Raw genomic sequence first — 22,772 nt, 5'->3', positions numbered from 1 at the left:
GACTTACCAGTTGTAATTAAAGCTGGCGATGACCTTACGACCGATCCCTCGATAGCAGTAGCCCGCTTCACACACCTCATATTCTTTATCAAACAAGTTAGAGGCATTCACGGCAAGTGTTGCTCCCCTCACCCACTGATCCAGACTATAAGACGTTCTTGCTTCTACAATCGAGTAAGATTCATTTTTATCGGTATTCTCGGTATTACTATATGACTCGCCGACATAACGGACACCTAATCCAGCTTGCAGGTCATGGGTCACATCATAGTTACCCCAGAAGGAAGCGAGATGTCTTGGCACACCAGTAAATTGATTCCCTTCATCACCGTCATTACTTTCGGTGATTTTGGCGTCTTGGTAGGTATAGCTCGCGACCAGATTCAGACTAAAATCAAAGTTCATATTGGCTTCTAACTCCAAGCCTTGAACACGGCGTTCGCCCTTTTTGAATCTTGTTATTGATATCATTGGGATCTTGTGTCAGCACGTTGCTCTCAACTAAGTTAAACACGCTGGCCGTGAAGAAACTCTGATAGCCGACCGGCTGATATTTTATTCCTGCTTCCCACTGCTCACCTTCGGTTGGTTTATAGTTTGAGCCGTAAGCATTGGTACTAAACTGTGCAATGTATGACGTGGCATAACTGATGTAGGGGCTGATGCCGTTATCGAATGCATACAATAAACCAGCACTACCCGTGGTTTTTTCATCATCTATGTCTGTCCAAATACCGCTGAAGTAGTTGTATGCATCTTTATCTACCCAATCGTGGCGCAGTCCTAAAGTCACACGCCATTTGTCGAGGCTGATTTGATCTTGAACATATAAACCAAACTGCTCGTTTTCTGTTTTGGTATTACCGAATGAATACAATGTAGTCGGTTTCGCAATGGATTGGTGATAATCAGGGTTCCACATATCAATCGATGGTGCAGCACCATAGGCATACTTCACACGACTATTAACCTGATAAAAATCCAAACCGGTGAGTAATGTATGCGTCAGCTGACCTGTGGAAAAATGACTTTCCACAGCAGTATCAATAGCAGTGTTATGCATATCTTCATAGACACCTATTGCTGTGCGATTCAGGGTATGACTATCCGCCGCTAAGGATGAACTTGTGTATTGATTAGTCGTGTCAATATAGCTATATCTGGCATTTTGTCTGACAGTGAAGGTGTCATTAAAACGGTGTTCAAACTCATAACCAATAGAGGTTTGTGTTTGCAAAAGCTTGTCAAAGTCTTCATCACCCGACCAGAAATCCGTCAGTTCACCAGAAGGTAGCTGAAATGGACGTGGAGACCCTGCCGTTTCATAACGCTGACGCTGAGCTAACAATGTCAGACTGGTATCGTCATTAGGACGCCAGGTCAGAGACGGTGCGAAGTAGACATTATCATCAATCACGCCCCGAATATCTGAATCACTGTTTCGCGCCAAGCCGACTACCCGATAAGTCCACTCATCGGTGTCACCCAATTTACCGGCAAAATCAAACTGGCCTTGGTAGTGATCATCAGTACCTGCCTGAACCTCCACTTCACGAATAGTTTCTGCTGTGGGGCGCTTACTCACGCGGTTGACCAAACCACCCGGGCTGATCTGCCCGAATAAAACAGAGTCAGGTCCTTTCACGACTTCAATACGTTCCAAACCATACGGTTCTGTTCTGAAATACGATAACCAGCCGGTATTGGTTTGACGTAAACCATCACGGTAATCGGCATTGGTCGTCACCTCATATCCACGAATCGTAATCTGATCAAAGCGTGGGTCATACCCCGAACCACCAATCTGCACACCAGCAGCATACGCTACAGCATCTTCAACGGTTTGCACTTTACGATCTTTGATTTGATCCGCTGTGACCACCGTCACAGAGCGAGGCGTTTCAATCAGTGGTGTATCGGTTTTGGTGGCTGAGGCACTACGTGTGGCTAAATAGCCATCCACTGGACTTATGGCAGTTTCTCTCATGCCATCAGCATCAATGTTGACCACAGGTAAATCTACACCGTCTTCTGAACTGTCTGTAATTTGTTTAACGGTATAGCTGGTCGCTGATGTTTTAACGGCGACCAGGCCATGCGGTGATAACAAGCGCTGTAATCCCATTTGCACATCAACAGTGGAATCCAGACCACGACTGCGTTTATTGGCTGTGATTTGTGAGTTCACTGACAGATCGATATTCGCAGCCAAAGCAAAACGATTTAGCACTTGATCAAGCGGCCCCGCCGGAATATTAAAGGCCTGTGTAGTGGTCTGAACGTTTTCAGCATGAACTTGGAAAGGTGTAGCAACAACAGCTGAACCAATAGCCACAGCCATCATCATGCTGAGAGGCAAGGTTTTAAATACGTGTCGATGTGGACGCGATGTTTTCAGGTAGGACATATCAACCTCATAGTGAATAAAGTGTCTTTACCTGTACTTCGATTGAACAAAGCAAATCCGTAATGTTTTTTTCAGTATTGATGAAATAATTTTTAACAGACTGAAAATAAATAACTTTTCCATTTAAAGACATGCTTTCCATGACACTTTGAGGAGAGTCATCACCAGAAAAGCGAAACGTAAAAAAACTTGATCAGGCGACCTTTAAACGATAATGTATCTCATTATCAAATGTAAGTCATTGTTTTCCACTCATGTCTCAACACAATATCGACACCTTATATCGTGAGCACCATAGCTGGTTACATCGCTGGCTGCGTGGTCGTTTGGGATGTGAACACAGTGCCGCTGATATCGCTCACGATACTTACCTCAAAGTGATACTTTCTAACTCATTGCCAACAGATGATCAGCCGCGACGCTATCTGACACGTATCGCCAAAAGCCTGATGATTGATTTATTTCGTCGTCGGCAAATTGAAAGCGCTTATCTTGAGACTGTTCGTTTATTGCCGGAGCAGGAAGCACCCAGCGCAGAAACCCAACATATTGTGGTAGAAACCTTGTTGGAAATTGACCAGATGCTGCAAGCCTTACCTACGCATGTGCGTCAGGCTTTTTTGATGAGAAAGCTGGATGGCCTGAGTTACAAAGAGATTGCCACGAAGATGAATGTGTCTGTGTCTTCTGTAGAAAAGTATGTAGCCAAGGCATTAACAGCCTGTTATCTCCATAGTTTGAAAGCATCAACATGAGTTCTTCTTCATATCCACAGCCCGATATCATCGACACAGCTGCCGCGTGGATGGCCAGGCTCTGGGCAGATGATGTCAGCCCGGAGGATAAACAAGCTTGTGAACACTGGCGTCAGCAAAACCCGGAGCATGAAAAAGCCTGGCAAATTTTAACGTCCATGGCTGAAAGTTTTGATCGCCTCCCAGAACATGCTGCCAACAGTAACTTACTCACTGCAACACCGACCAGCAGTCGTCGTCAGTTTTTACAATGGGTGGGAATATTCATCGGCTCTGCCAGTGTGGGTTATGGCCTGCAAAAAACACAACTCTGGCAACAGGCGATGTCTGATTACAGCACTGGTATCGGTGAAACGCGTGCTGTGCAGTTAGCCGATGGCAGTCATCTTAGACTCAATACCGATACGGCTATTGATGTTGAGTTTAATGGCAAACAACGTCTGATTCATCTCAAACACGGTGAAGTGTTTATTACCACGGGTCATGCAGCTGAGTTTGCTGGTCAGCCATTTATTGTGGTGACAGATCAAGGGAAAATTGAGGCCCTGGGCACACAATTTAATGTCCGACAAAATGCCGATTCAACCGAGGTCACCGTTGTTCAGGACAGCGTGTTGATCCATCATGCACAACAAAAACTCACCTTAAATGCTGGCGAAAGGATTCGGTTTAATCAGCTTGAGTTAGCAGAAGCCGTTAAAGCGGACCCTGCCATCACCAGTTGGACTCAGCATAAGCTGGTAGCAGAGCAAATGCCCGTGTCTGAATTTATTCATGAGTTATCACGCTATCGTTCCGGCACTTTACGCTGTGATGCAACGGTTGCTGATCTCAAAGTCAGTGGCGTTTTTCCACTTAATGATACCGATAAAGCCTTGCAACAAATGGCACAAGCGCTGCCCGTGTCTATTCAGTCTCGCACACGTTATTGGGTGACGGTTGTTCCAAGAGACCGTGCTTTATGACTCAAGCACTGACGAATTCAGATCCTATCAATCAAGCCTGCGTCTGGGCGGCAAGGCTCTGGGCAGATGATGTGTCTGAGCAGGATAAGCAGGCCTTTCAAGACTGGCTTGATGCAGATCCTATCCATCAAAAAGCATGGCAACAAGTTGTTAATCTTCAGCAGCAATTCAATGCTGTGCCCGACAGACGAGTTGGTAGTCAAGTATTACAGCATCGCCAGGGTATGAGTCGTCGTCAACTGCTCACCGTCGTCGGTATTGGCGTGGGGGTGGGTGCAATGGGTGTTCAGCACTGGCAGCCTTTATCCGTGCCTGGCACGCGATATGCCACGGCAAAGGGCGAGATTCGTCATTGGCAACTGACGGATGGCACAACGTTAGCGCTGAATACGGATAGCAAAGTTGATGTCGATTATGATGCCGACACACGCAAAATCATATTGCACTACGGTGAAATCGCGATTGATACCGGTAAAGATCCCCGCCCTCTCACCATTGTTAGTCGAGATGGATTGCTAGAGCCGCTCGGTACACGTTTTAATGTGCAGCAATCTGAGTTAGAAACACAGTTAACGGTCTTTGAAGGCCGAGTCAGAATGACACCAAGAGAAACACCGAATTCACACACTATTATTCCTGCTGGGGAAGGCGTTACCTTTTCAGCCCTGCAACTCGCTCAGCCATTTCAGGCGGATCCTGCCTCTAACTTATGGCAGCAAGGTAAACTCGCTGTGGCAGATATGCCGTTAAATGAATTTGTGCAACAACTAGCGAGATATCGCACAGGTATTGTTCGAGTTAGCCCCGAACTCAAACGTTTAACGATTACCGGTATTTTTTCTGTGCAAGATACAGATCGAGTACTGGAACAGCTCAGTGAGATTTTGCCGGTGAAAGTCAGTTACTTCACCCCCTACTGGGTCACAATCAAACCCTTAACATCTTAATTTTTTGTGTCATTAGCGACTTTTCCAGCTAATCACCCCGCTTAAATTTCCCTTTTAAAACAGATGGATAATCACTTCATATACATCAACTCGTCTAACAACCGGTTAATGCGAATAATTATTATTACGGGTTTTCATTCCACGTTCGGTATTACAAGTACAAACCACTTTTACTGACTAATAAATACTGAAGGAACTGAAACATGCCGTTACGTCGTTTTTTACGACTTCCCACTTTATTCATCACACTTAATATGTGTGCTGCCACTGGCCTGTTTGCCGGTGTCAGCCAGTACGTTTATGCACAAGACAGCAACACGGATGTTCAGTCTTTTTCTTTGTCGGCAGGAAGCCTTGACCAGGTCTTACGTCAATTTGGCCTCAATGCGGGCATCGCCCTGTATGTTGACTCCTCTTTGGTCAATCATCAACACAGCAATGGCTTGGTGGGTGACTATACCGCACATCAAGGTCTGCAAACCTTACTGGCTGGTACGGGGCTAACCGCCGTCCAACAGCCTGATGGCAGCTATCGTATTGAACCCGTTCCCACTCTCAGCCTTTCTGAAGATGAAAGCAGTGTGGATTTAGGAAAAATCGACATTGTGGGTGACACGATGCTGTTTACCCAAGACACCATTGGTTATAACGATGTATTTGATAAAAACATCTCCAGCACCTATGTCGGTAAACAAGAGTTAGAGCGATTCAAAGGTTCATCACCCGCCGATATGCTCAGTGGCATGCTTAATGTTTACAGCGCCGATGCCCGTAACAGTGGCGGGATTGATCCTAATATCCGTGGCATTCAGGGCCCCGGCCGTGTTCCATTAACGATAGATGGCACGGAACAGGCCATTACTATCTGGCGTGGTTATAACGGTGCCAATAACCGGAGTTATATCGACCCTAATCTCATCGGTAATATCAAAGCGATAAAAGGCCCCAACCTTGAACGTAATGTTCATAGCGGTATCGGCGGTGCCATAGTGGCTAGCACACTTAGTGTGGATGACATCCTAAAACCAGGTGAAGCATTCGGCGGCGAACTTAAACTCGAAGGCAGCAATAATGCAGTCGATGCGAGTGTGCCACGTTTATCCAGTGGCAAGTCCTACACCGATATTCCCGGTTTTAATGCTCAAGGTGATATCTACGATCCAACGCTCTATGTCGAACCCCATTCAGGTGGGCAAGACTATTTTGATGACTATGCTTATCGTCTGGCTGTTGGTACCCGTCAGGAGGCATTTGATCTCATGGGGGCTTACGCTTACCGCAAGAAAGGTAACCATTTCGCAGGGAAACATCAGGATGGTTTCTACTCTCGTGGTTCGGATAATCTTCAAGACAATATGATTCCTGATATGGCCAACATCTATAAGCCAGGGGATGAACTGCCCAATACTTCAAGCGAAATGGAATCCTGGTTAGCAAAAGCCAAGTTCAAATTCAGTGATAACCACAGCCTCTCATTTGGTTACCGCGATACATCCACTACCTATGGCGAAATATTCCCGTCACGAATTTCATGGGAAAGAGCTGTCGATGAAGGTGTGCCGCAATGGCCATTAAGTGAAGTAAAAGCAAAAGCGTATAACGTCGAATACGAGCTCAACCCTGAAACCAATCGTTGGGTCGATTTGTATGCCAGTGTCTGGAGAACGGATACCGTCAGTGACACCTACACGGCAGGTGGTTACCCCAATGAACCTTATGATAACAATGCCTCGGGTAATACCACTCTTCGTAATACAGCACTAAGAAATGCCAAAGAAGATCGTCGTGGTGTCACCTTGAGCAATACCTTTGCTTTGATGGATAACCTCGATCTGACCGTGGGCGGCCGTTATCAGCATGAAAAATTACGTTCTGATGATCGTTATGATCCGACGGGTAGCTTCCGAATGTATCCCAAAGCTGGACGTCGTCAAGAAAAAGAAATGAATTTCAACTTTGCCTGGAAACCCACACACTTTCTTAGTGTGGATGCCGGCATGCGTTATTCCTCTTTCTGGACGTTTGATGATTTTCGTAAAAGCCAATTGGATGCGGGTAACACCAGCCTCAATAGTTATGCACCGACTATAGGAAGAACCATCCACGTTGAATATGACAAGGTGATTACTCAGGCTGATGTCGATCCAGAAATACAGAATTGGGAGGATAACCGTGCCTTCTGGGAGTCAATGGGGGCTGACGTAGACGCCTTCATCCAGCAGATTCAAGATACTGTAGGTACAACGGAAACAGCATCCTATGAAAGCGTCTGGAAAGTCGGTAAAGATGGCAAATATTATAGAAATAATCACCCCTGCTTAACGGCTGATGTCGATGTGACGGCTTGTCATAAGGGGGCGCAGGTCATTGGCAATGTGCAAACCATTAAAAAGGTGAAACACCTTAAAGGGGATGGTTGGGCTCCAGTTCTATCGGTTGCGATGGATCTGAATGACGATAGTCGTATCTATGCTCGCCATAGTCAGGCTTATCGTTTCCCCAGTTTATTTGAAAATACCATTAGTTTTTCAGCCTCGCTACCTAACCCGGATTACGAGTTAAAACCAGAGCATATCTATAACTACGAAATCGGCTATGTGCATAACCTGGCAGGCGTTTTTGATGCGGATTATGCCGATATCAAACTCAGTTATTTTTATAACCGCACTGAAAACGTTATCGAGCGTGACCCTAATATGAACTTTAGCAATCTCGAAAAACAAACGCTGGAAGGGATTGAGTTTCAGGGTCGCTATGACAACGGCAGCTTTTTTACCAACCTGAGCCTGGCCTATAACTTCGAAAATGAAGTCTGTGATGAGTCATCTGCTGTTGTGCTCGATTATCGATCCACCAGTAATTGTGTTGAAGATGGCTTTGTCGGTGGTTATCTGGTAAGCATGGCCATGCCGGAATACACCGCAAACTGGACGCTGGGCGGGCGATTTTTCAATCGTAAATTAGAGCTAGGAAGTCGTGTCACCTATTACTACAAACATGAAGATAAGTTTGAAAGTAACTATCGCGATCCTTCTGACATCACTTTCTTCGCCAATACACCACTGTCATGGGACACCATCCTGTTATTTGATGCCTATGCCAGCTATCAGTTAAACGACGATATCAGTGTTGAACTGACCGGTACTAATCTCAGCAATGAGTACTACATCGATCCGATGAGTCGTTCTGCTATCCCCGCCCCAGGGCGCACATTCAAACTCAGCCTCACGGCTAAATTTTAATCATGAGACAAGGAGGTGGTTTCTCAAAAAAAACAGTGTTACCGAATAACTAACTATTTTTTAAATACGAGGACAATATGATGAAAACATTACAAAAACTATCAATTCTTGCTTTAGCTTTAGGTTTTACTGGTTTGGCTCATGCCACAGAGTCTGGTCAGAGCTATTTAGGGGATATTACTGTCGGAGGAACAACAAGTACGACGCCTGATCACCCTGGCACAACAGGAGCACCAGGTGTTGGTGTTACCGATTTTCATAACGGAGCTATGGTAAGTTTTTCTGGTCTGACCAATATGGTTAGTGCTGATGGCAATGGTATCTATACGATTACACCCGCCATGATGCCACCTTCACACTCTGCTTTGGGTTATTTTGATTTCGCTAAAGTATCAGGGGAGGAGGTTTATTTCGGTGAGTGGTCACAAAATGGCACCACAAATGATCCAACGCGTGTGGTTTATTACTCTGGGGATGATACAGGCACCACCATGCCAACCACTGGTACAGCGGCCTACACCGTTAAAGGTATCAACAATTACAACGGCTCTAACTTACTGACAGGTACGCTGAATGCTAACTTCGGCACAGACAACCTATCCGGCTCAATGAGCAGAACTGGTCTTAGCATTGCTATCAACGCCTCAATTGACAGCTCGGATGCTAGCTTCTCAGGTGACGCTTTAGCTAATAGCTCAACTATGGGTACCACTGAAGGTCACTTCTATGGTGCTGATGCTGCCGCTTTAGCAGGGATTGCTAAATTTTCTAACCGTGATTATGACACTGCTTTTGGTGGTGCGAAGTAATCATTGTTAGTTCAAGGATGAAATATGGCCAGATGCTTTCGGGCATCTGGCTTTTTCCTTTTCATGAGTTTCAACATGATGTTTGATGTACACCGATCTAATTACTCCCTCACTTCAAGATGGGTAGCGTTTTTGTGCCTGACCGTTTTATCGTTAACCAGTCCGAACAGTTGGGCAGATGATAAAGACACGTCTCTTCGTTTGAATCAGGGTATTGAGTTACGCGCTGATCAACAAGAGCAGGAAATCCTGAAAGATGAGGATTATCTACGAGGAGAACGCCCCAGTTTAATCATTGATGGTCAGTCATATACTGTTCAGCACAACAGTAATGATGTGGGTCGTGCCCTGTATGTGTCATTGCAGAAAAAACAGTGGTCATCGGTGAAGTTTTTTCTAGAAGAATATGAAGAGTTTGCTGATGCAGATCCTATGCTGCTCGCTTATGCACGCGGTGCTATTGCTCGGATGGAAGGTAATCTGGAACGAGCAGAAACAGAATACCGCCAGCTTCTCGACTTAAAACCTGACTTTTTACCCGGTCAGTTAGAGCTGGCACGTGTACTGTTTGAAAATAGAAAAGATGCAGACTCTGATAAAGTATTTAGTACTATTCAACAGATACTCAACCCCGCCGATGCTCGTCAGCAAGGCGTTAGCACCACAGTGGATAGTTTTTTGCAGGCGTTAGATAGACGTCAGTCCTGGCAAGGTTCGTTTTCGATTGGCCCCACTTGGGTTGATAACTTAAACCAATCATCTGAGAGTTACAGTTGTTTACTCTATTTTGGCAATGTCTGTTTTTACGAACGCGAGACACCCGAAGCGGTGGAAGCACATGGTCTGGACTACGAAGCCACACTGAATAAACGATTTGCTTTGTCCGGTCATCATGGCCTATTTTTTCGTTCGTTATTATTTGGCCAAAGTTACAAAGACCACTCTGATTTTAATGAAAGCCAAATTACCTCACAGCTCGGTTATAGCTACCACACTCAACGCAATCAATTTTCACTAGCACCGTCTTTTGATTTCTCTCGTTATGGTCATCGATCCATGTATGGAGCCTGGGGACTACATAGTGAGTGGTTACATTATGTGTCCGATCGTGTGCTGTTTAAACTTGAAGCCGATTATAAAGATCAGCAATATCGACAAAAAGACTACGCTGCTTACAACGGTGATATTTGGTCAGCTTATGCCACCGCCTGGTATGTATTCCCTGATCAATGGACGCTATTTGGCGGGGTGGACTGGACCAAGAAAGAAGCAGAGACAGAACCCTTCGCTTATCAACAATATGGCATAAGAGCAGGTGTCTCCAAAGAGTTTAGTGACAACATCAATGCCGTCCTTTTTGCCTCTGTGCGTCAACGCAAACATGATGAATTTAACGCTTTACTGGGTGAGCAGCGTGAAGATATTGAACAGAACTACACCCTTATTGTGCGGTTCCCCGGACTGAGTTTTTATGGGCTGGAACCAAACCTTACCTTCAAACATCGCAAAGTACATAGCAATGTAAATTGGCTTTATTCCTATGATAGGAATAGCGTCAGTTTGAAATTGGAAAAACGGTTTTAAACCATTTAAAAATCAGCCAAAAGCAGAAAATAATCAGGATTATTTATGTTGATACCACCCCCATTTTTTATCTTATTGGTTTGTCTTGTTTTCAGCTCATTAAGTGTGCAAGCTGCTGAGCAAAATGAATGGCAAAAATGGCAGTCTGAAGCGTCCAGCGCCTATCAGGCGGGCAATTATGAAACCGCTGAAACAGCCATCCGCAAAGCCATTGCTCGTGCTGAAAAAGCTGATAATGGCGATATCTACAAAGCCAGTAGTCTTAATCTATTAGCCTTTATTCAGGAGGCAAAAGGTCAGCCTGAGCAAGCAATGGCCTCCTTATCAAACGCAGTGACCTTAGCCAAAAAAGCATCAGCTTCGCCTGATGAACAGCTAGCCACCTTATTATTTAATCAGGGCGTGTTATTGCAAAAAAAACATCAGCTAAATAAAGCCGATAGCGTGCTGGGTGAATCAATAGAACAATTCCAGCTCAGCCAGAGTGATGGTAACGGCAAGTTGTGGCAGGCCATTTTATTAAAGACGCAAATCCTAGTCTCACTAGGCAATCAGCAGCAGGCATTAAAACTGGTTTCAACCACGTTATCTGAATCAATGGATAAAAAAGGTGCTCAATTACCCTTATCGGTAGAAAGCGATTTAGTGATATCAGCCGCTAACATTCAATTAAAAGAGGGGCAGTATTATCAAGCCATCACCTCACTTGAACAGATGAAAAAGAAACTCAATGGTGAATCAAAACTGGCTGATAAACGGTTGTCAGAATTACTGAATTTACTCGCCATAGCCTATGACAAATCTGGTCAGACTGATAAAGCAGCTGCAATCCGAAAGCAAAGTCTCAATGCACAAAATGATGCCCCCGCCTCGATGGCAACAGTGATGCAGCTCAATGAATTAGGCTTATACCAACAGCAGCAAAATCATCTTGAGCAGGCAGCACAGTATTATCAGCAAGCCTTGTCACAACTTAAGTTATTGAACAAAGAACACAGTATTGAGCAAGCCACCATTTTAGGTAACCTCGGCGCGTTACAACTGGCGACACATGATACAAAAGCGGCTGAAGCGTCTTTATCGGAGAGCTTAGCGTTATATCAAAGTTTGCAAAAGCGGCCAGTTGAGGCAGCTGGCATCGCTGGTTATCTCGGCACTTTGTATTACAACAAACGGCAATTTGCTAAGGCCGAAACGGCTTTTCTCACCGCCGTAGAGAACTTGCAAAAGACTCAATCTGCAACAAATGAAACCCTGCTACTGGCTTTGCAAAATATACAGTCGCTTTATATCGCTTGGGATAAGCCTAGTAAAGCCGCTCAGTACAATCAAGCCATCCAGAAGATTAAACAACAACTTCAATAAAAATCAGCGGATACATTACGGAAATTGGCAACTGCTTCGGTATATCAAATAACACAGACTTTTATTTACAGGATAAACCGATGACAGATCAACTGACTCTTTCAAACGCCTTACGCAATGAAACACATGATTTACATGAAGTACTGGATAAACGCGTGATGCAACTAAATCCGTTTGCAGATAGCGAACATTATCGGGGCTTTCTGCGTATGCAATTACGCCTTCATACTGCAGCAGAACCGCTCTATCACAATACCAAGCTCTTAAACTTACTGCCTGACTTGAGTGGACGCAGCCGCCTTAATGCGGTTTTATCGGACTGTGAGGATGTCGAATTGAATAAAACGCTGATGACCGAAGATCAGCGTATAGCGAGCTATATCAGGATCGCAGATGAATATGAAGGCATTGGCTGGCTATATGCGTTGGAGGGTTCAACGCTAGGCGCGGCGATGTTACTCAAACATGTCAAAAATCAACTGAACTTATCTGAAACCTTTGGTGCCAGCCACATGGCAGCACACTCAGACGGACGCGCCACTCACTGGAAACAGTTTAAAGCAATGTTAGATCAGCTTGAGTTAACACAAGCACAACGTGAAAAAGCATTAGCGGGTGCAACACAGGCTTTTATTTTTGTCACTGATGCCGTTAACGATGTAATGATAGATGATGCTGTAGCGAGTTAAAACCATGGTTATAACGTTATTGTGGCGCCTTTTCGCACTGATTTTTCTCAGTATTGCCTTCGCAGGCTTGATATTACCGGGCTTACCTACTACCGAGTTTGTCTTGATGGCACTCTGGTGTTCGGCAAAAGGCTGGCCACAATTGCACCACTGGTTATTACATCATCCACGGTTTGGTCATCTGATTCAGCAATGGCAGCAACATCGAGCAATACCCCGTCGTGCCAAAGTGATAGCTCTAGTGTCGATGACGATAAGCTGCTGTTTACTGTTTTTAAGTGGACTACCTCTCTGGGTGAAATGTGTGAGTTCAAGCATGATGGTGGCCGTGTTGTACTGGTTAATCACCAGGCCAGAACCATCAAGCATCACGAGTTAGTCTGATGAGAGTGAGGCAGCAAGACATGTCTGCAAACCTTTGGCGATATATTTTTCCACTGAGGATACAGAGACATTTAACTGTTTAGCAATGTCCTTATAGCTCATGCCATCCAGCTGTCTCATCAATAAGGCTTGGCGCACATTGGCAGGCAGACGATGTAGTAAGCTATCAATTTGGGTTAAGGCTTCTATCATCAGTGTTTGAGTTTCAACCGAATGGGCTGTGTCCTCGGGTTGTTGTTTCAGATAGTCCAGATAGGCTTCTTCAACACGACGACGGCGAAACACATCAATCACCAGACCTTTGGCAATATGCGTCAGATATTTACGAGCATCTTTTTGCTCGGGTAATCGGCCACTCGTGAGTATACGTAGATAGGTATCCTGAATCAGGTCGGCGGTGGTTTCAGGGCACCCCATTCGGCGTTGAATAAATACCGATAACCAACCACGGTGCTCCAGGTACAGATTTTCGATAGTGTCTGTATGGGTAGCACGCATGATGATCTCCTTAAACTTAGTAAAAACTACAAATCTTAACAAGAATCATTATCATCTATAAACTAAAAAAATGCAAATGCCACTTTTAGATAATAGTTAATTGATTTTTATTGGATTTATCCCCACGTGATTGCACCCTTAGCGCTAATCCGAGTGACTTAAGTATGGATAAATTCCGTTATTCATTTTTAGCCAAGATCACCCCCTGTTTGTCGAAACATCACGGCAGTATGGTGGCAACCAGTTCTGAAGGAGTGAGTTTGAAGCGTTTTTTAAAAGCCGTAATAAAGTTTGAGGGGTGAGCATAACCGGCTATAAAGGCAGCTTCACCAATGGATTTCTTGTCGACCAATAATGCTTTTTTTGCCATATCCAGACGTCGTTGGCGACAGTAATTATTCACCGTTACCCCATAGGTCGTTTTAAACTTACGCTGTAAAGTGCTCACACTCAGCCCTATCGCTGAAGCCATTTCTGCAACGGTCATGGATTGCATCAGCATGTCATCAATTTGATGTCTCAGTTGGTTTTCCTGTGATGCAGTAGCATAGAATTGACTTGTCTCTTGTGGCCTTTCTGTTCGATGAAGTGAGGTTAGTACCTTTAAATTTTCAGCGATCAGTTGAAAGATGATCGCCTCTTTCAGTAACTCATCCTGAATAGTCGTGTGTTGGGCTTTAAATAAATAATCACTGGCCAGCTTTGCAACCACATCAGAAGCTTGCCAATGGTAAAAAGCAGCATGAGCTTGAAATAGCTGTTGAATATGCTGCCTTTCGTCTGGTGTAGTCGCTCTTTCCTCAAGCCATTGTCGTTCGATAAATATATTGAGTTTATTCACATGCATACCGCGTTCGAAACGGCGACTAAGCATTTCAGGTTGATTAATAATAAAAGCGGAACACTCCACACGGCCCTCACCAAGACAACCTAGCTGATAACGTTGCGAGCCAAGCGAAAATGACACTTTTCCATCAAATAAGATGGTCATGCTGATCGCAGGAGGCAGTTCTGCAAAACTGGTTCTATCCGCCATTTCTATTAAGTTACCGGCATGCACAGACAGACCATGTCGATCAAAATGATGATGAAAGAGGCCTTTTAAAACGACTTCATCCTGTGCCGTGTCTTCTGAAAAGCTGACGTAACGCACATTCATTCGGTTCAGCTCAGACAGATAAATCATATTATCCAGTCTCGCTGTCACCTGATTATCTTGTTTGTTTGGTGAATAGTCACTCTGTTCAGCTACTGTTAGGGCTGTTTTTTCATCATTTGATAGCACGCTTTCGACTGACTGGTGATTTTTCATAACACTATGACGTTTGCTCATAACTCTTTTTGGGAACTTGCTCTATAGCCACATTATATAATGATAATGATTTTCATTTACAAACAATAACAAGAAAATCGGTCTATGCATAATGTTAAGGGGATTTATGAACAAACATATCTTAGCCATCGCAATATCAGCCTGTATGAGTACACAAGTCTTTGCTGACGACGCGGTAAACAGCAACTCAAAACAGAGCAACCGTGTTGAGTTAGGCAGCATCACTGTTGAAGGTGAAAAACAAACACGGACTTTGAAAGACACAGCTTCTTCTGTTTCAGTCATTGATCAAGAAGCATTGAAATCAAACCAATACCACACCTTGCGTGATGCTATTTCTTCTGTACCGAATGTTGTTGTACAAACCGGTGCTGTAGCGAATGTTCGTGGTGTTTTAGGTAATGGTGCTGCAGGTGGCTTTAATGCCGTAACAGGTGGAGCCAGTGCTCGTTTTTCAACATTGATTGATGGTGTTAACCAACCTTTTATCGCTGACTTAGTCGGTGATTCTGGCTTGTGGGATATTGAGCAAATTGAAGTCTTCCGTGGCCCTCAATCTACCAATAATGGACGTAATAGTATCGCTGGTGCCATGTATATCAAGACAGCTGATCCAACGTTTGATTGGGAAGGTAAAGTGAGATTGGGCTACCGTAATAACGAACGCTATATAGACAAAGCGGTCATGCTGTCTGGTCCTGTTATTGAAGATACATTGGCATTTCGTTTTTCTGGTCAGTTAATTGATGGACAAACCGATACCAGCAACGAACCCTATGAAAGTAATCCAACCAATATTGATTTGAATGAGCTGGATACCAAACAAGGTCGCTTCAAATTACTTTGGACACCGACTGATGATTTGGAGTTAATGTTCACTCACTCTCAATACACTGAAAAAGGTGATGGAGGCCGTCGTTATTTTGAAGATACTGACACCGATGCGTATTTCAAAACCTTTTTCCGTGATATGGACACAGAAAGTGTGATGAACAGCATTGATGCACATTATCAAATCAACACGAGTACTTCTTTGGACATCAAGCTGGCTCAACTAGACTACCAATATGCGTTTGAAACCTATCAAGCGGATCCTGCTGATACACAAAATCTGGATATTGATGATAAAAGCAGAAACATTGATGTGAAGTTAAATTTTGGTGAAGGTAGTCATGATTTTAGTGGTTTCGTTGGATTAGATTTTTATAAACGCGACCAAGACATCAACAGCATCGGTACTGTCTATAGCGGCGATGACACCACTGACTCAAAAGCGCTTTATGGTGAAGTTAACTTTGGTTTAAGCGATAAATTAATTTTAACGACTGGATTACGTTATCAGGATGAGTCGCAAGAACGTGATTTTAACTATGCTGGACAACCATATGCGTTGAATGAAGACAATACGATTTTGCTACCCAAAATAGCGTTGAAATATGACATCACGCCAGAAACTCGGATCGGTGTCAGTGCAGTAAAAGGGTATAACTCTGCCGGTGGTGCACTATCACTCACGGACAATGCTTATTACTATTTTGACGAAGAAAAAGTGAAGACTTACGAGGCATTCCTTCGCACCAGCTTTGATGATAACCGCTACGAAGTCCATGCGAATGTGTTCTTCAATGACTTTGATGGTTATCAAGGTGTGAATTCGCTTCGCCGCATTGACAATATCAAGAAAGTGGAAACCTACGGAGCCGAAATAGAGGGTACAGCCTGGGTGACGGATAATCTTCAAACTCGTCTAGGAATCGGTTTATTACACACCGAAATCAAAGATGCTGGTGACGACTATACAGGGCTTGATGGTAATGAACTTAACTCAGCCCCCGATAAAACGGTCAATTTTGCCGCTACCTATTATGTGTCTGATGATTTTGATCTCGGCGGTAATATTCAATACACCAGTGGTTACTTCAGTGATGTGGAAAATACGAAAGAGCGTGAAGTCAGTGGCTTTTCTTTAATAAACTTACGTGCCAATTATCGTATTGCTGATCTGGAGTTGTCGGCATTTGTTAACAACCTGACCGATAAACGCGCTCGCCGTTCTCGTGAACCTGTTGGTGCTAGAGTCCCGGTAGCGTATGCAGACTTTGTTGAGGCGCGTAATGTCGGTATCTCTGCCACGTATTCATTCTTTTAAGCCTTAGTCACGGGTAAAACCAAGCAGCCGTTATTGACGGCTGCTTTTATTTTTAGAGATCCCAAAGTATGACCATTTATCCTTATCTTGCGCTAATGCTGTCGTTCGGCGGAAGTGTGTGTGTTTATTTAGCCTCGCGGCATCAATTTTGGTTGAGCAAGGTCTGGCCTGCATCCTATTTAAGGCGAATTGGGCTTTTATTAATGAGTATAAGCCTGATATTAGTCATCACCACCATGCAGCTCGTAGCAGGTGTGTTCATGATGCTGATATGGGTAATGCTTCTCTTGGTCTTATTCCCCTATATAGGTGCCTGGAAATCACTGAGGAGAGCACGCTAATGACAAGCACGCCATTTCGAGCAGACTGGATCAGTAAATCCCTAGCCGGCATCGTCTTAGGCTTTTTTGCTGCGATGTCGATATGCGGTTTGTTTTTTCTTTTGCCACTACAGATAGGTCGAAGTGGTGAAGCTCAATTAATCATGTGGTTACTTGGCCCTATCTGGCTCACCATTCTCAGCACCTGTTTTTTGTTTCGCTCTGGTGCTCGTGCCTGGTTTTGGCTGGGACTAACTAATGTTGTGCTGTATGCACTGTATTTTCTATTTAAATCCTTCTGAGATGACTCCCACATGAAAGTAAAAGCAGACATTATTCGTACCTATAAATCGCTGCACACCTGGGTGGGTATTATCAGCGGCATGGCCTTGTTCATCGCTTTTTATGCTGGTGCATTAACCATCTTTAAAGAACCCATTACCCATTGGGCTACACCGCCTATTCAGCAATCAGAGCGTATTGATCTAGAAAAAATACCCTCTGTGCTTGATCAGCTGGTTGAGTCAGAGCCATCCGCCGCACGAAATATACAAGTGAATTTAGACCCCGAAACACATCACACTCATCAGATCATGTGGACAGTTGAAGGTGACAAAGGCGGCGATCATGATGTGTCCTCACTGCGTTACTTCAGCGCCCATTTAGATAAACAGCAAACACTCGTCACAGAAGAAGTCAGCCCAGCCCCTGTTGCTCAATTTATTGATACCCTGCACCGGGTGGTTGGTCTGCCGGTTGATAGTGATCCTAATCGCTGGATTATGGGTGTTTTTGCCATTTTGTATGTCTTGGCACTGGTATCAGGCTTGATTATTCTGCTACCTATTCTGGTCAAAGAGCTGTTTGCGTTCCGTCTGGGAAGAAAACCAAAACGGGTCTGGCTCGATGCCCATAATGTGGTCGGTGTGACCAGTTTGCCCTTTCACTTGATTATGGCGATCACCGCTTTTGGTTTTGCCTACCATGATCTTATCTATGACGCTCAGGATAAACTCATTCATGAAGGCCAGTTACGTCAGGCGTTATTTTCAAGTGCCCCGAAGCCGAATCCTGAACAAAGTACTGATCCTGCAATGATGTTGTCACCAGAACGATTGCTGGCCACCGCCAGAGAAGTGGCGCCGTCGTTCGAACCTTATCAGCTGCAATATTCAGGTATAACCACACCACGAGCTAGTGTCATGATCTGGGGGCATGAAGCACATGCCATTGCTCCCCGGGCTCCGGGAGGCTTCATTGCGATCAATCCATATTCGGGAGAAGTGCAATCGACCGATTATTTACCAGGCCAGCAGCTGGGAGAAATGGTAGCAGTCAGTAGTTTTTTTGCTTTGCATTTTGCTACCTTTGGCGGCTCACCTATACGTTGGGCATATTTCATTCTGGGTCTAGCCGGAGCATGGCTGTTTTATACTGGTAATTTACTCTGGGTGGAAAACCGCCGTCGCCGAAGTAAGCCCGATGGAACATTATTCACTCAACGAAAAGATGTAAAAGTGATGGCCTCACTCACGGTTGGCATTTGCCTGGGCAGTGTCTGTGGCATTTCTTTGATGCTTGCCAGCAGTAAATGGTTAGCATTAGAGTCCCAGGCCACCTACGCTCATTTCCAATGGGTGTATTACTTTATGTTTTTTGCCGCAATCGCATGGAGCTTCATACGTGGTGCTGCCCGGAGTTTGGTTGAGTTGCTGTACTTAGCTTCTATGCTTACTGCTGCGATGCCACTTACCAGCTTACTGAGCATCCTCATTCCATCAACAGGGCTGTGGATGCATACTGAACTGGACACTTTGATGGTGGATAGTGTGGCACTCATGCTAGCTGTGAGTTTTATCATGCTTGCCAAAGCAACATCTCAACGCGTGTATCATAGTCAAGTCACCGACAGCGTCTGGTCATACCGTCCAGCCATTCGCTCTGTATAAAACGGGCATTTTGTCGACGTTTTCTGATCGTGTTTTCACTATTGGCATCCACTGTTTTTGTACAGTACAGTGAAGGCTTATCAAAAATAAATAGAAACACACAGAGAGAAACACTATGAGCAGACTCTATAACGAAAAACATCGGGCTCTTCAGGACTTATTCAATAGCCGGGAGATGGCCGATCGGGTCGAGGAAGTGGCGCTAGTCACAGAAATGGATGAGATGGCCAAAGACTTTATCGAAAGCCGTGATATGTTTTTTCTGACAACGGTGGATGAGCGTGGTCGGCCAACGGTGTCTTATAAAGGCGGTGAAGCCGGCAGTTTTATCAAAGTGTTGGATGAGAAAACCATTGCGTTTCCCAGCTATGACGGCAATGGTATGTACTACTCCATGGGCAATATTCAGGGCAATCCAGAAGTCGGTTTATTGTTTATTAATTTTGAGACACCGCATCGCATTCGTGTGCAGGGTACAGCAACGGCATCGAGTGACGATCCATTGATAAAAGAGTGGAAAGAAGCCGAAATGGTGGTACGCGTGACTGTTTCTGAACTATGGCAAAACTGCCCGCGCTATGTTCACCGCTATCAGAAAGTGAAAGAGTCACGTTATATTCCTAAAGAGGAATGCAAAACACCTATCGCCACCTGGAAACGTATTGATAGCCTGCAAGATGTATTACGTGAGCATGAATTAAACCAGGTAGCCGAAGAAGGTGGCACCATGCCGATTGAAGAATGGATGGAGTATATTCAGTCGGGTGATGAGAAAGCTTAACCTCTATCAAACATATTTCTTCTGAGTACAATTAGCTGCTAATAAGCCAACTCTAAATATGCGAAAAACAGATAAAAAGTTAGATAACACCATACGAGCATCGTTAACTGATGTCTGTGAGCAGGCGTTGAAAGATATAGATGGTTTTCGGTGGTTAACCCACTTGGTGAACTATGACAATTACCCAAAGAGCTTAAAGGTAGTCTGTGTGTTTGATACAAACCAGAATTTGAATAATTACCTTGAGTCTGATGAAAGTCTAAGCATAGAGTCACTTATTCATTCTGAATTTCAGGCTATGGATATCAAGCTAAAATGTTTTTCTAATCATATTTCGTACGATAGCGAAGAAGCCTGTCATCAACAGCATAATGGCAACTGGGCTATCAGACTGGATTAATAGGTCTGCCGAACTAGCCTTTTTATTTTTTCTAAAGCAGTATTTTTTGCTTACGTTTTAAGTTGTCAGTTATAGCTCAATATAAACCAACTAGCGTTATAGACACATTGATCTATGCGACTGTAGTTTATACTGCACAGTATCTTTTCTTGGATACATTTGAGTGATACACCTCGAACAATGAAAATACCAAAACAAATTCAGCCACTTGTTGATGATGGTCTTGTGGACGACGTGATTAGTCGTTTAATGAGCGGAAAGGAAGCCGATGTCTACGTTGTTCGATGTGGTGATGACATTCGCTGTGCCAAAGTTTATAAAGATGCCGTCAAGCGAAGCTTTAAAAAAGCTGCCCAATATCAGGAAGGTCGAAAGTACGTAACAGTCGCCGCGGCCGCGCCATGGAAAAAGGCTCAAAATTCGGTCGTAAACAGCAGGAAGAAACCTGGCAAAATGCCGAAGTGGATGCGCTTTTTTTGCTGGCAAGTGCCGGCGTGCGAGTGCCTCAACCTTATGATTGCTTGAATGGCGTGTTATTGATGGAGCTGATCACTGATGAGGATGGTGATGTGGCACCTCGCCTCAATGATGTGTCCATGTCTGCTGAACAAGCCATCGAAGATCATCTCCTGGTCATGCACTCGGTAAAAAAGATGCTCTGTGCTGGCTTAGTTCATGGCGACTTGTCGGAATTTAATGTGTTGGTGGATGAAAATGGCCCAGTCATTATCGACCTACCCCAAGCCGTAAATGCCGTGGCAAATAATAATGCACAAGCCATGTTAAATCGCGATGTGCAAAATATGACACGTTATTACGCCCAGTTCGCACCCGAGTTACGTCAAACCCATTACGAAAAAGAAATATGGTCATTGTTTGAGAATGTCAAGTTACAGCCCGAAACAGAACTCACAGGCCTGTTTGAAGAAAGCACTGAGGCTGCCGATGTAGATGCTGTGATGCTTGAAATTAAGGCTATTCTGGCTGAAGAACAAGAAAGAAAACTACGCTTACGTGATGAGGATGATTAATCGGCTATAGACCAATATGCCCTGTTTGATAGTTTGAAGTCTCTCCTTCAATGCAACTCAATGCCAGGGGTGAAGTCGAAAGACGCATAGCGGTGATCTTATTGCGTTCCATCAAACTCACCATTCCGACGAACCAAGCAGAAGTGTATTTAAATCTATGAAAAAAGTGACCTTATTAATTCTCTTTCTGTTGATCATCATCGGTGCCTTAAGCCTGATGCCATCGAATACCAGCATTACCTATAATGGCGAGCAAGTCACGGGACCATTAAAACATCTGATAGAAGCCGGTGGCATTGTTTTTGTGCCCATCTTATTACTTTGCATGGGTATATTGATGGCCTTCATGTTCACTGGCATTGGACTTGTCATTTTGGGTTTCCTGGTGTTTTTCTGCCTGGTCTCTTTTTCTATGATCTTCCCGTTTCTTCTGCCATTCCTCATCCTGTTGTTCATTGTCTGACTGGTTTTTGCATTCACACGCAAAGATAAAACGAAAAACGGCAGTCCCTCAGAATAGATAACTCGCTACCGACCAAAGAGAATTAAATAGCTCTATAAATAAAAAGCCATCACACTAGATGATGGCTTTTTTGGCCTCACTAAAAGTCTAATGAATAACCGACAGTTAGCGCTCTACCACGACCTTTGAAGTTACGTACGTCAGAGCCATAACTGGTTTGTGATGAGTAACTGAAATAATCCTTATTCAGCAGATTCGTTACGCCAGCATGAATCTTACCGCTAGAGAGTTTATACGCCATGGTGGCATCAATCAGGCCATAGGCTTTGAACTGCTCTTCTTTCTTACCCGCTTCTTCATCAAAGTTACGATCGAAGTTGTAACTCGCTTGTACAAATGACGATTCATATGGGTAGTGATATTGCTATGATGTGTTGAATGATAAAACAAAGGAGGCGTTTTAACACTGAGTTCAAGCTGATCTGATTGTCAATCAGAATTACATTATTCCTTAAGCCTCTCTGGGTGGATTTAGGTGAACCTACTAAAAGCATATAGAGGTTGTTCAGCACCACAGTTTGAAGCACTAACCTCTGATCAGAATCGTATTTCAGAACTGAAAACTCTGGCTAAGAAGCAGGTGTAGTTAATTGAAGAAAGGGCTACTAATTTAATAATGTAGGTCGAACCCGTACCTACAC

Annotated in this window: 20 protein-coding genes and 1 pseudogene; 16 read left to right on the top strand and 5 right to left on the bottom strand. The window is 44.2% G+C overall.

Annotated elements, in window-relative coordinates; genetic code table 11:
* Positions 1 to 3: 3 nt before the first annotated feature.
* On the bottom strand, positions 4 to 405 hold the full coding sequence (locus B3V56_RS04335) for a TonB-dependent receptor domain-containing protein (protein WP_289282592.1): 402 nt from the start codon (positions 403 to 405) through the stop codon (positions 4 to 6).
* Positions 395 to 2,407, bottom strand: coding sequence for a TonB-dependent siderophore receptor (locus B3V56_RS04330; protein WP_289282591.1), 2,013 nt, complete (start codon positions 2,405 to 2,407; stop codon positions 395 to 397). The genes B3V56_RS04335 and B3V56_RS04330 overlap by 11 nt, the downstream gene beginning before the upstream one ends.
* 254 nt (positions 2,408 to 2,661) lie before the next feature.
* Between B3V56_RS04330 and B3V56_RS04325 the strand changes: the two genes are divergently transcribed.
* The 9 genes from B3V56_RS04325 to B3V56_RS04285 all read left to right on the top strand — a co-directional run bounded on the left by B3V56_RS04325 (position 2,662) and on the right by B3V56_RS04285 (position 13,142).
* Entirely contained in the window at positions 2,662 to 3,162 is a 501-nt protein-coding gene (locus B3V56_RS04325; RefSeq protein ID WP_289282590.1) for a sigma-70 family RNA polymerase sigma factor, read from the top strand.
* Complete coding sequence (locus B3V56_RS04320; protein WP_289282589.1) at positions 3,159 to 4,127, top strand: FecR domain-containing protein; 969 nt, start codon at positions 3,159 to 3,161, stop codon at positions 4,125 to 4,127. Before B3V56_RS04325 ends, B3V56_RS04320 begins: the two co-directional genes overlap by 4 nt.
* The gene (locus B3V56_RS04315; protein WP_289282588.1) at positions 4,124 to 5,074 is read left to right on the top strand and encodes a FecR domain-containing protein; all 951 of its coding nucleotides are present in this window, start codon (positions 4,124 to 4,126) and stop codon (positions 5,072 to 5,074) included. Before B3V56_RS04320 ends, B3V56_RS04315 begins: the two co-directional genes overlap by 4 nt.
* A 203-nt stretch (positions 5,075 to 5,277) precedes the next feature.
* On the top strand, positions 5,278 to 8,316 hold the full coding sequence (locus tag B3V56_RS04310; RefSeq protein ID WP_289284000.1) for a TonB-dependent receptor: 3,039 nt from the start codon (positions 5,278 to 5,280) through the stop codon (positions 8,314 to 8,316).
* An 80-nt stretch (positions 8,317 to 8,396) separates the two neighbouring features.
* Positions 8,397 to 9,125, top strand: a complete 729-nt coding sequence (locus B3V56_RS04305; RefSeq protein WP_289282585.1) for a Slam-dependent surface lipoprotein — start codon at positions 8,397 to 8,399, stop codon at positions 9,123 to 9,125.
* A 75-nt stretch (positions 9,126 to 9,200) separates the two neighbouring features.
* Positions 9,201 to 10,709 (top strand): surface lipoprotein assembly modifier, encoded by a 1,509-nt coding sequence (locus tag B3V56_RS04300; protein ID WP_289283999.1) that lies wholly within the window; start codon positions 9,201 to 9,203, stop codon positions 10,707 to 10,709.
* A gap of 45 nt (positions 10,710 to 10,754) precedes the next feature.
* Positions 10,755 to 12,074, top strand: coding sequence for a tetratricopeptide repeat protein (locus B3V56_RS04295; RefSeq protein WP_289283998.1), 1,320 nt, complete (start codon positions 10,755 to 10,757; stop codon positions 12,072 to 12,074).
* Between the two features lie 80 nt (positions 12,075 to 12,154).
* Positions 12,155 to 12,763 carry a biliverdin-producing heme oxygenase gene (locus B3V56_RS04290; protein ID WP_289282582.1) on the top strand — a complete coding sequence of 203 codons (609 nt, stop codon included), beginning with the start codon at positions 12,155 to 12,157 and terminating at the stop codon, positions 12,761 to 12,763.
* A 4-nt stretch (positions 12,764 to 12,767) separates the two neighbouring features.
* Complete coding sequence (locus B3V56_RS04285) at positions 12,768 to 13,142, top strand: YbaN family protein (RefSeq protein WP_289282581.1); 375 nt, start codon at positions 12,768 to 12,770, stop codon at positions 13,140 to 13,142.
* Here B3V56_RS04285 and B3V56_RS04280 read toward each other — a convergent pair.
* Positions 13,139 to 13,645 (bottom strand): sigma-70 family RNA polymerase sigma factor, encoded by a 507-nt coding sequence (locus B3V56_RS04280; RefSeq protein WP_289282580.1) that lies wholly within the window; start codon positions 13,643 to 13,645, stop codon positions 13,139 to 13,141. The two genes, B3V56_RS04285 and B3V56_RS04280, sit on opposite strands and share 4 nt — an antisense overlap.
* 220 nt (positions 13,646 to 13,865) lie before the next feature.
* Positions 13,866 to 14,978, bottom strand: a complete 1,113-nt coding sequence (locus B3V56_RS04275; RefSeq protein WP_289283997.1) for a helix-turn-helix transcriptional regulator — start codon at positions 14,976 to 14,978, stop codon at positions 13,866 to 13,868.
* A 106-nt stretch (positions 14,979 to 15,084) separates the two neighbouring features.
* On the opposite strand from B3V56_RS04275, the gene B3V56_RS04270 reads away from it, so the two are divergent.
* The 7 genes and pseudogenes from B3V56_RS04270 to B3V56_RS04240 all read left to right on the top strand — a co-directional run bounded on the left by B3V56_RS04270 (position 15,085) and on the right by B3V56_RS04240 (position 22,071).
* Positions 15,085 to 17,127, top strand: coding sequence for a TonB-dependent receptor (locus tag B3V56_RS04270; RefSeq protein WP_289283996.1), 2,043 nt, complete (start codon positions 15,085 to 15,087; stop codon positions 17,125 to 17,127).
* A 340-nt stretch (positions 17,128 to 17,467) separates the two neighbouring features.
* Positions 17,468 to 17,749 carry a hypothetical protein gene (locus B3V56_RS04265; RefSeq protein ID WP_286303341.1) on the top strand — a complete coding sequence of 94 codons (282 nt, stop codon included), beginning with the start codon at positions 17,468 to 17,470 and terminating at the stop codon, positions 17,747 to 17,749.
* Between the two features lie 12 nt (positions 17,750 to 17,761).
* The gene (locus tag B3V56_RS04260) at positions 17,762 to 19,396 is read left to right on the top strand and encodes a PepSY-associated TM helix domain-containing protein (protein ID WP_289283140.1); all 1,635 of its coding nucleotides are present in this window, start codon (positions 17,762 to 17,764) and stop codon (positions 19,394 to 19,396) included.
* Between the two features lie 115 nt (positions 19,397 to 19,511).
* Complete coding sequence (locus B3V56_RS04255; protein ID WP_289283139.1) at positions 19,512 to 20,177, top strand: pyridoxamine 5'-phosphate oxidase family protein; 666 nt, start codon at positions 19,512 to 19,514, stop codon at positions 20,175 to 20,177.
* Between the two features lie 58 nt (positions 20,178 to 20,235).
* Entirely contained in the window at positions 20,236 to 20,577 is a 342-nt protein-coding gene (locus tag B3V56_RS04250; protein WP_289283138.1) for a Fis family transcriptional regulator, read from the top strand.
* 180 nt (positions 20,578 to 20,757) lie between these two features.
* Positions 20,758 to 21,608: pseudogene (locus B3V56_RS04245) on the top strand (PA4780 family RIO1-like protein kinase).
* Between the two features lie 157 nt (positions 21,609 to 21,765).
* The gene (locus B3V56_RS04240; protein ID WP_289283136.1) at positions 21,766 to 22,071 is read left to right on the top strand and encodes a hypothetical protein; all 306 of its coding nucleotides are present in this window, start codon (positions 21,766 to 21,768) and stop codon (positions 22,069 to 22,071) included.
* Positions 22,072 to 22,210: 139 nt separating this feature from the next.
* Here the strand turns inward: B3V56_RS04240 and B3V56_RS04235 are convergent, their stop codons facing one another.
* Positions 22,211 to 22,372, bottom strand: coding sequence for a hypothetical protein (locus B3V56_RS04235; protein ID WP_339608419.1), 162 nt, complete (start codon positions 22,370 to 22,372; stop codon positions 22,211 to 22,213).
* Between the last annotated feature and the right edge of the window lie 400 nt (positions 22,373 to 22,772).

Source organism: Methylophaga sp. UBA2513 (genome assembly GCF_002341285.1).
GTDB classification, from domain to species: Bacteria; Pseudomonadota; Gammaproteobacteria; order Nitrosococcales; family Methylophagaceae; genus Methylophaga; species Methylophaga marina.
The sequence above is the reverse complement of the archived record's forward strand: the minus strand, read 5'-3'. Positions and strand labels throughout refer to the sequence as shown.

Coding starts and splice junctions, on each gene's coding strand:
- B3V56_RS04270 (WP_289283996.1), top strand. CDS start 15,085: ATGAACAAACATATCTTAGCCATCGCAATATCAGCCTGTATGAGTACA.
- B3V56_RS04320 (WP_289282589.1), top strand. CDS start 3,159: ATGAGTTCTTCTTCATATCCACAGCCCGATATCATCGACACAGCTGCC.
- B3V56_RS04290 (WP_289282582.1), top strand. CDS start 12,155: ATGACAGATCAACTGACTCTTTCAAACGCCTTACGCAATGAAACACAT.
- B3V56_RS04280 (WP_289282580.1), bottom strand. CDS start 13,645: ATGCGTGCTACCCATACAGACACTATCGAAAATCTGTACCTGGAGCAC.
- B3V56_RS04265 (WP_286303341.1), top strand. CDS start 17,468: ATGACAAGCACGCCATTTCGAGCAGACTGGATCAGTAAATCCCTAGCC.
- B3V56_RS04335 (WP_289282592.1), bottom strand. CDS start 405: ATGAACTTTGATTTTAGTCTGAATCTGGTCGCGAGCTATACCTACCAA.
- B3V56_RS04310 (WP_289284000.1), top strand. CDS start 5,278: ATGCCGTTACGTCGTTTTTTACGACTTCCCACTTTATTCATCACACTT.
- B3V56_RS04260 (WP_289283140.1), top strand. CDS start 17,762: ATGAAAGTAAAAGCAGACATTATTCGTACCTATAAATCGCTGCACACC.
- B3V56_RS04255 (WP_289283139.1), top strand. CDS start 19,512: ATGAGCAGACTCTATAACGAAAAACATCGGGCTCTTCAGGACTTATTC.
- B3V56_RS04275 (WP_289283997.1), bottom strand. CDS start 14,978: ATGAGCAAACGTCATAGTGTTATGAAAAATCACCAGTCAGTCGAAAGC.
- B3V56_RS04315 (WP_289282588.1), top strand. CDS start 4,124: ATGACTCAAGCACTGACGAATTCAGATCCTATCAATCAAGCCTGCGTC.
- B3V56_RS04235 (WP_339608419.1), bottom strand. CDS start 22,372: ATGGCGTATAAACTCTCTAGCGGTAAGATTCATGCTGGCGTAACGAAT.
- B3V56_RS04240 (WP_289283136.1), top strand. CDS start 21,766: ATGAAAAAAGTGACCTTATTAATTCTCTTTCTGTTGATCATCATCGGT.
- B3V56_RS04305 (WP_289282585.1), top strand. CDS start 8,397: ATGAAAACATTACAAAAACTATCAATTCTTGCTTTAGCTTTAGGTTTT.
- B3V56_RS04295 (WP_289283998.1), top strand. CDS start 10,755: ATGTTGATACCACCCCCATTTTTTATCTTATTGGTTTGTCTTGTTTTC.
- B3V56_RS04285 (WP_289282581.1), top strand. CDS start 12,768: ATGGTTATAACGTTATTGTGGCGCCTTTTCGCACTGATTTTTCTCAGT.
- B3V56_RS04325 (WP_289282590.1), top strand. CDS start 2,662: ATGTCTCAACACAATATCGACACCTTATATCGTGAGCACCATAGCTGG.
- B3V56_RS04330 (WP_289282591.1), bottom strand. CDS start 2,407: ATGTCCTACCTGAAAACATCGCGTCCACATCGACACGTATTTAAAACC.
- B3V56_RS04250 (WP_289283138.1), top strand. CDS start 20,236: ATGCGAAAAACAGATAAAAAGTTAGATAACACCATACGAGCATCGTTA.
- B3V56_RS04300 (WP_289283999.1), top strand. CDS start 9,201: ATGATGTTTGATGTACACCGATCTAATTACTCCCTCACTTCAAGATGG.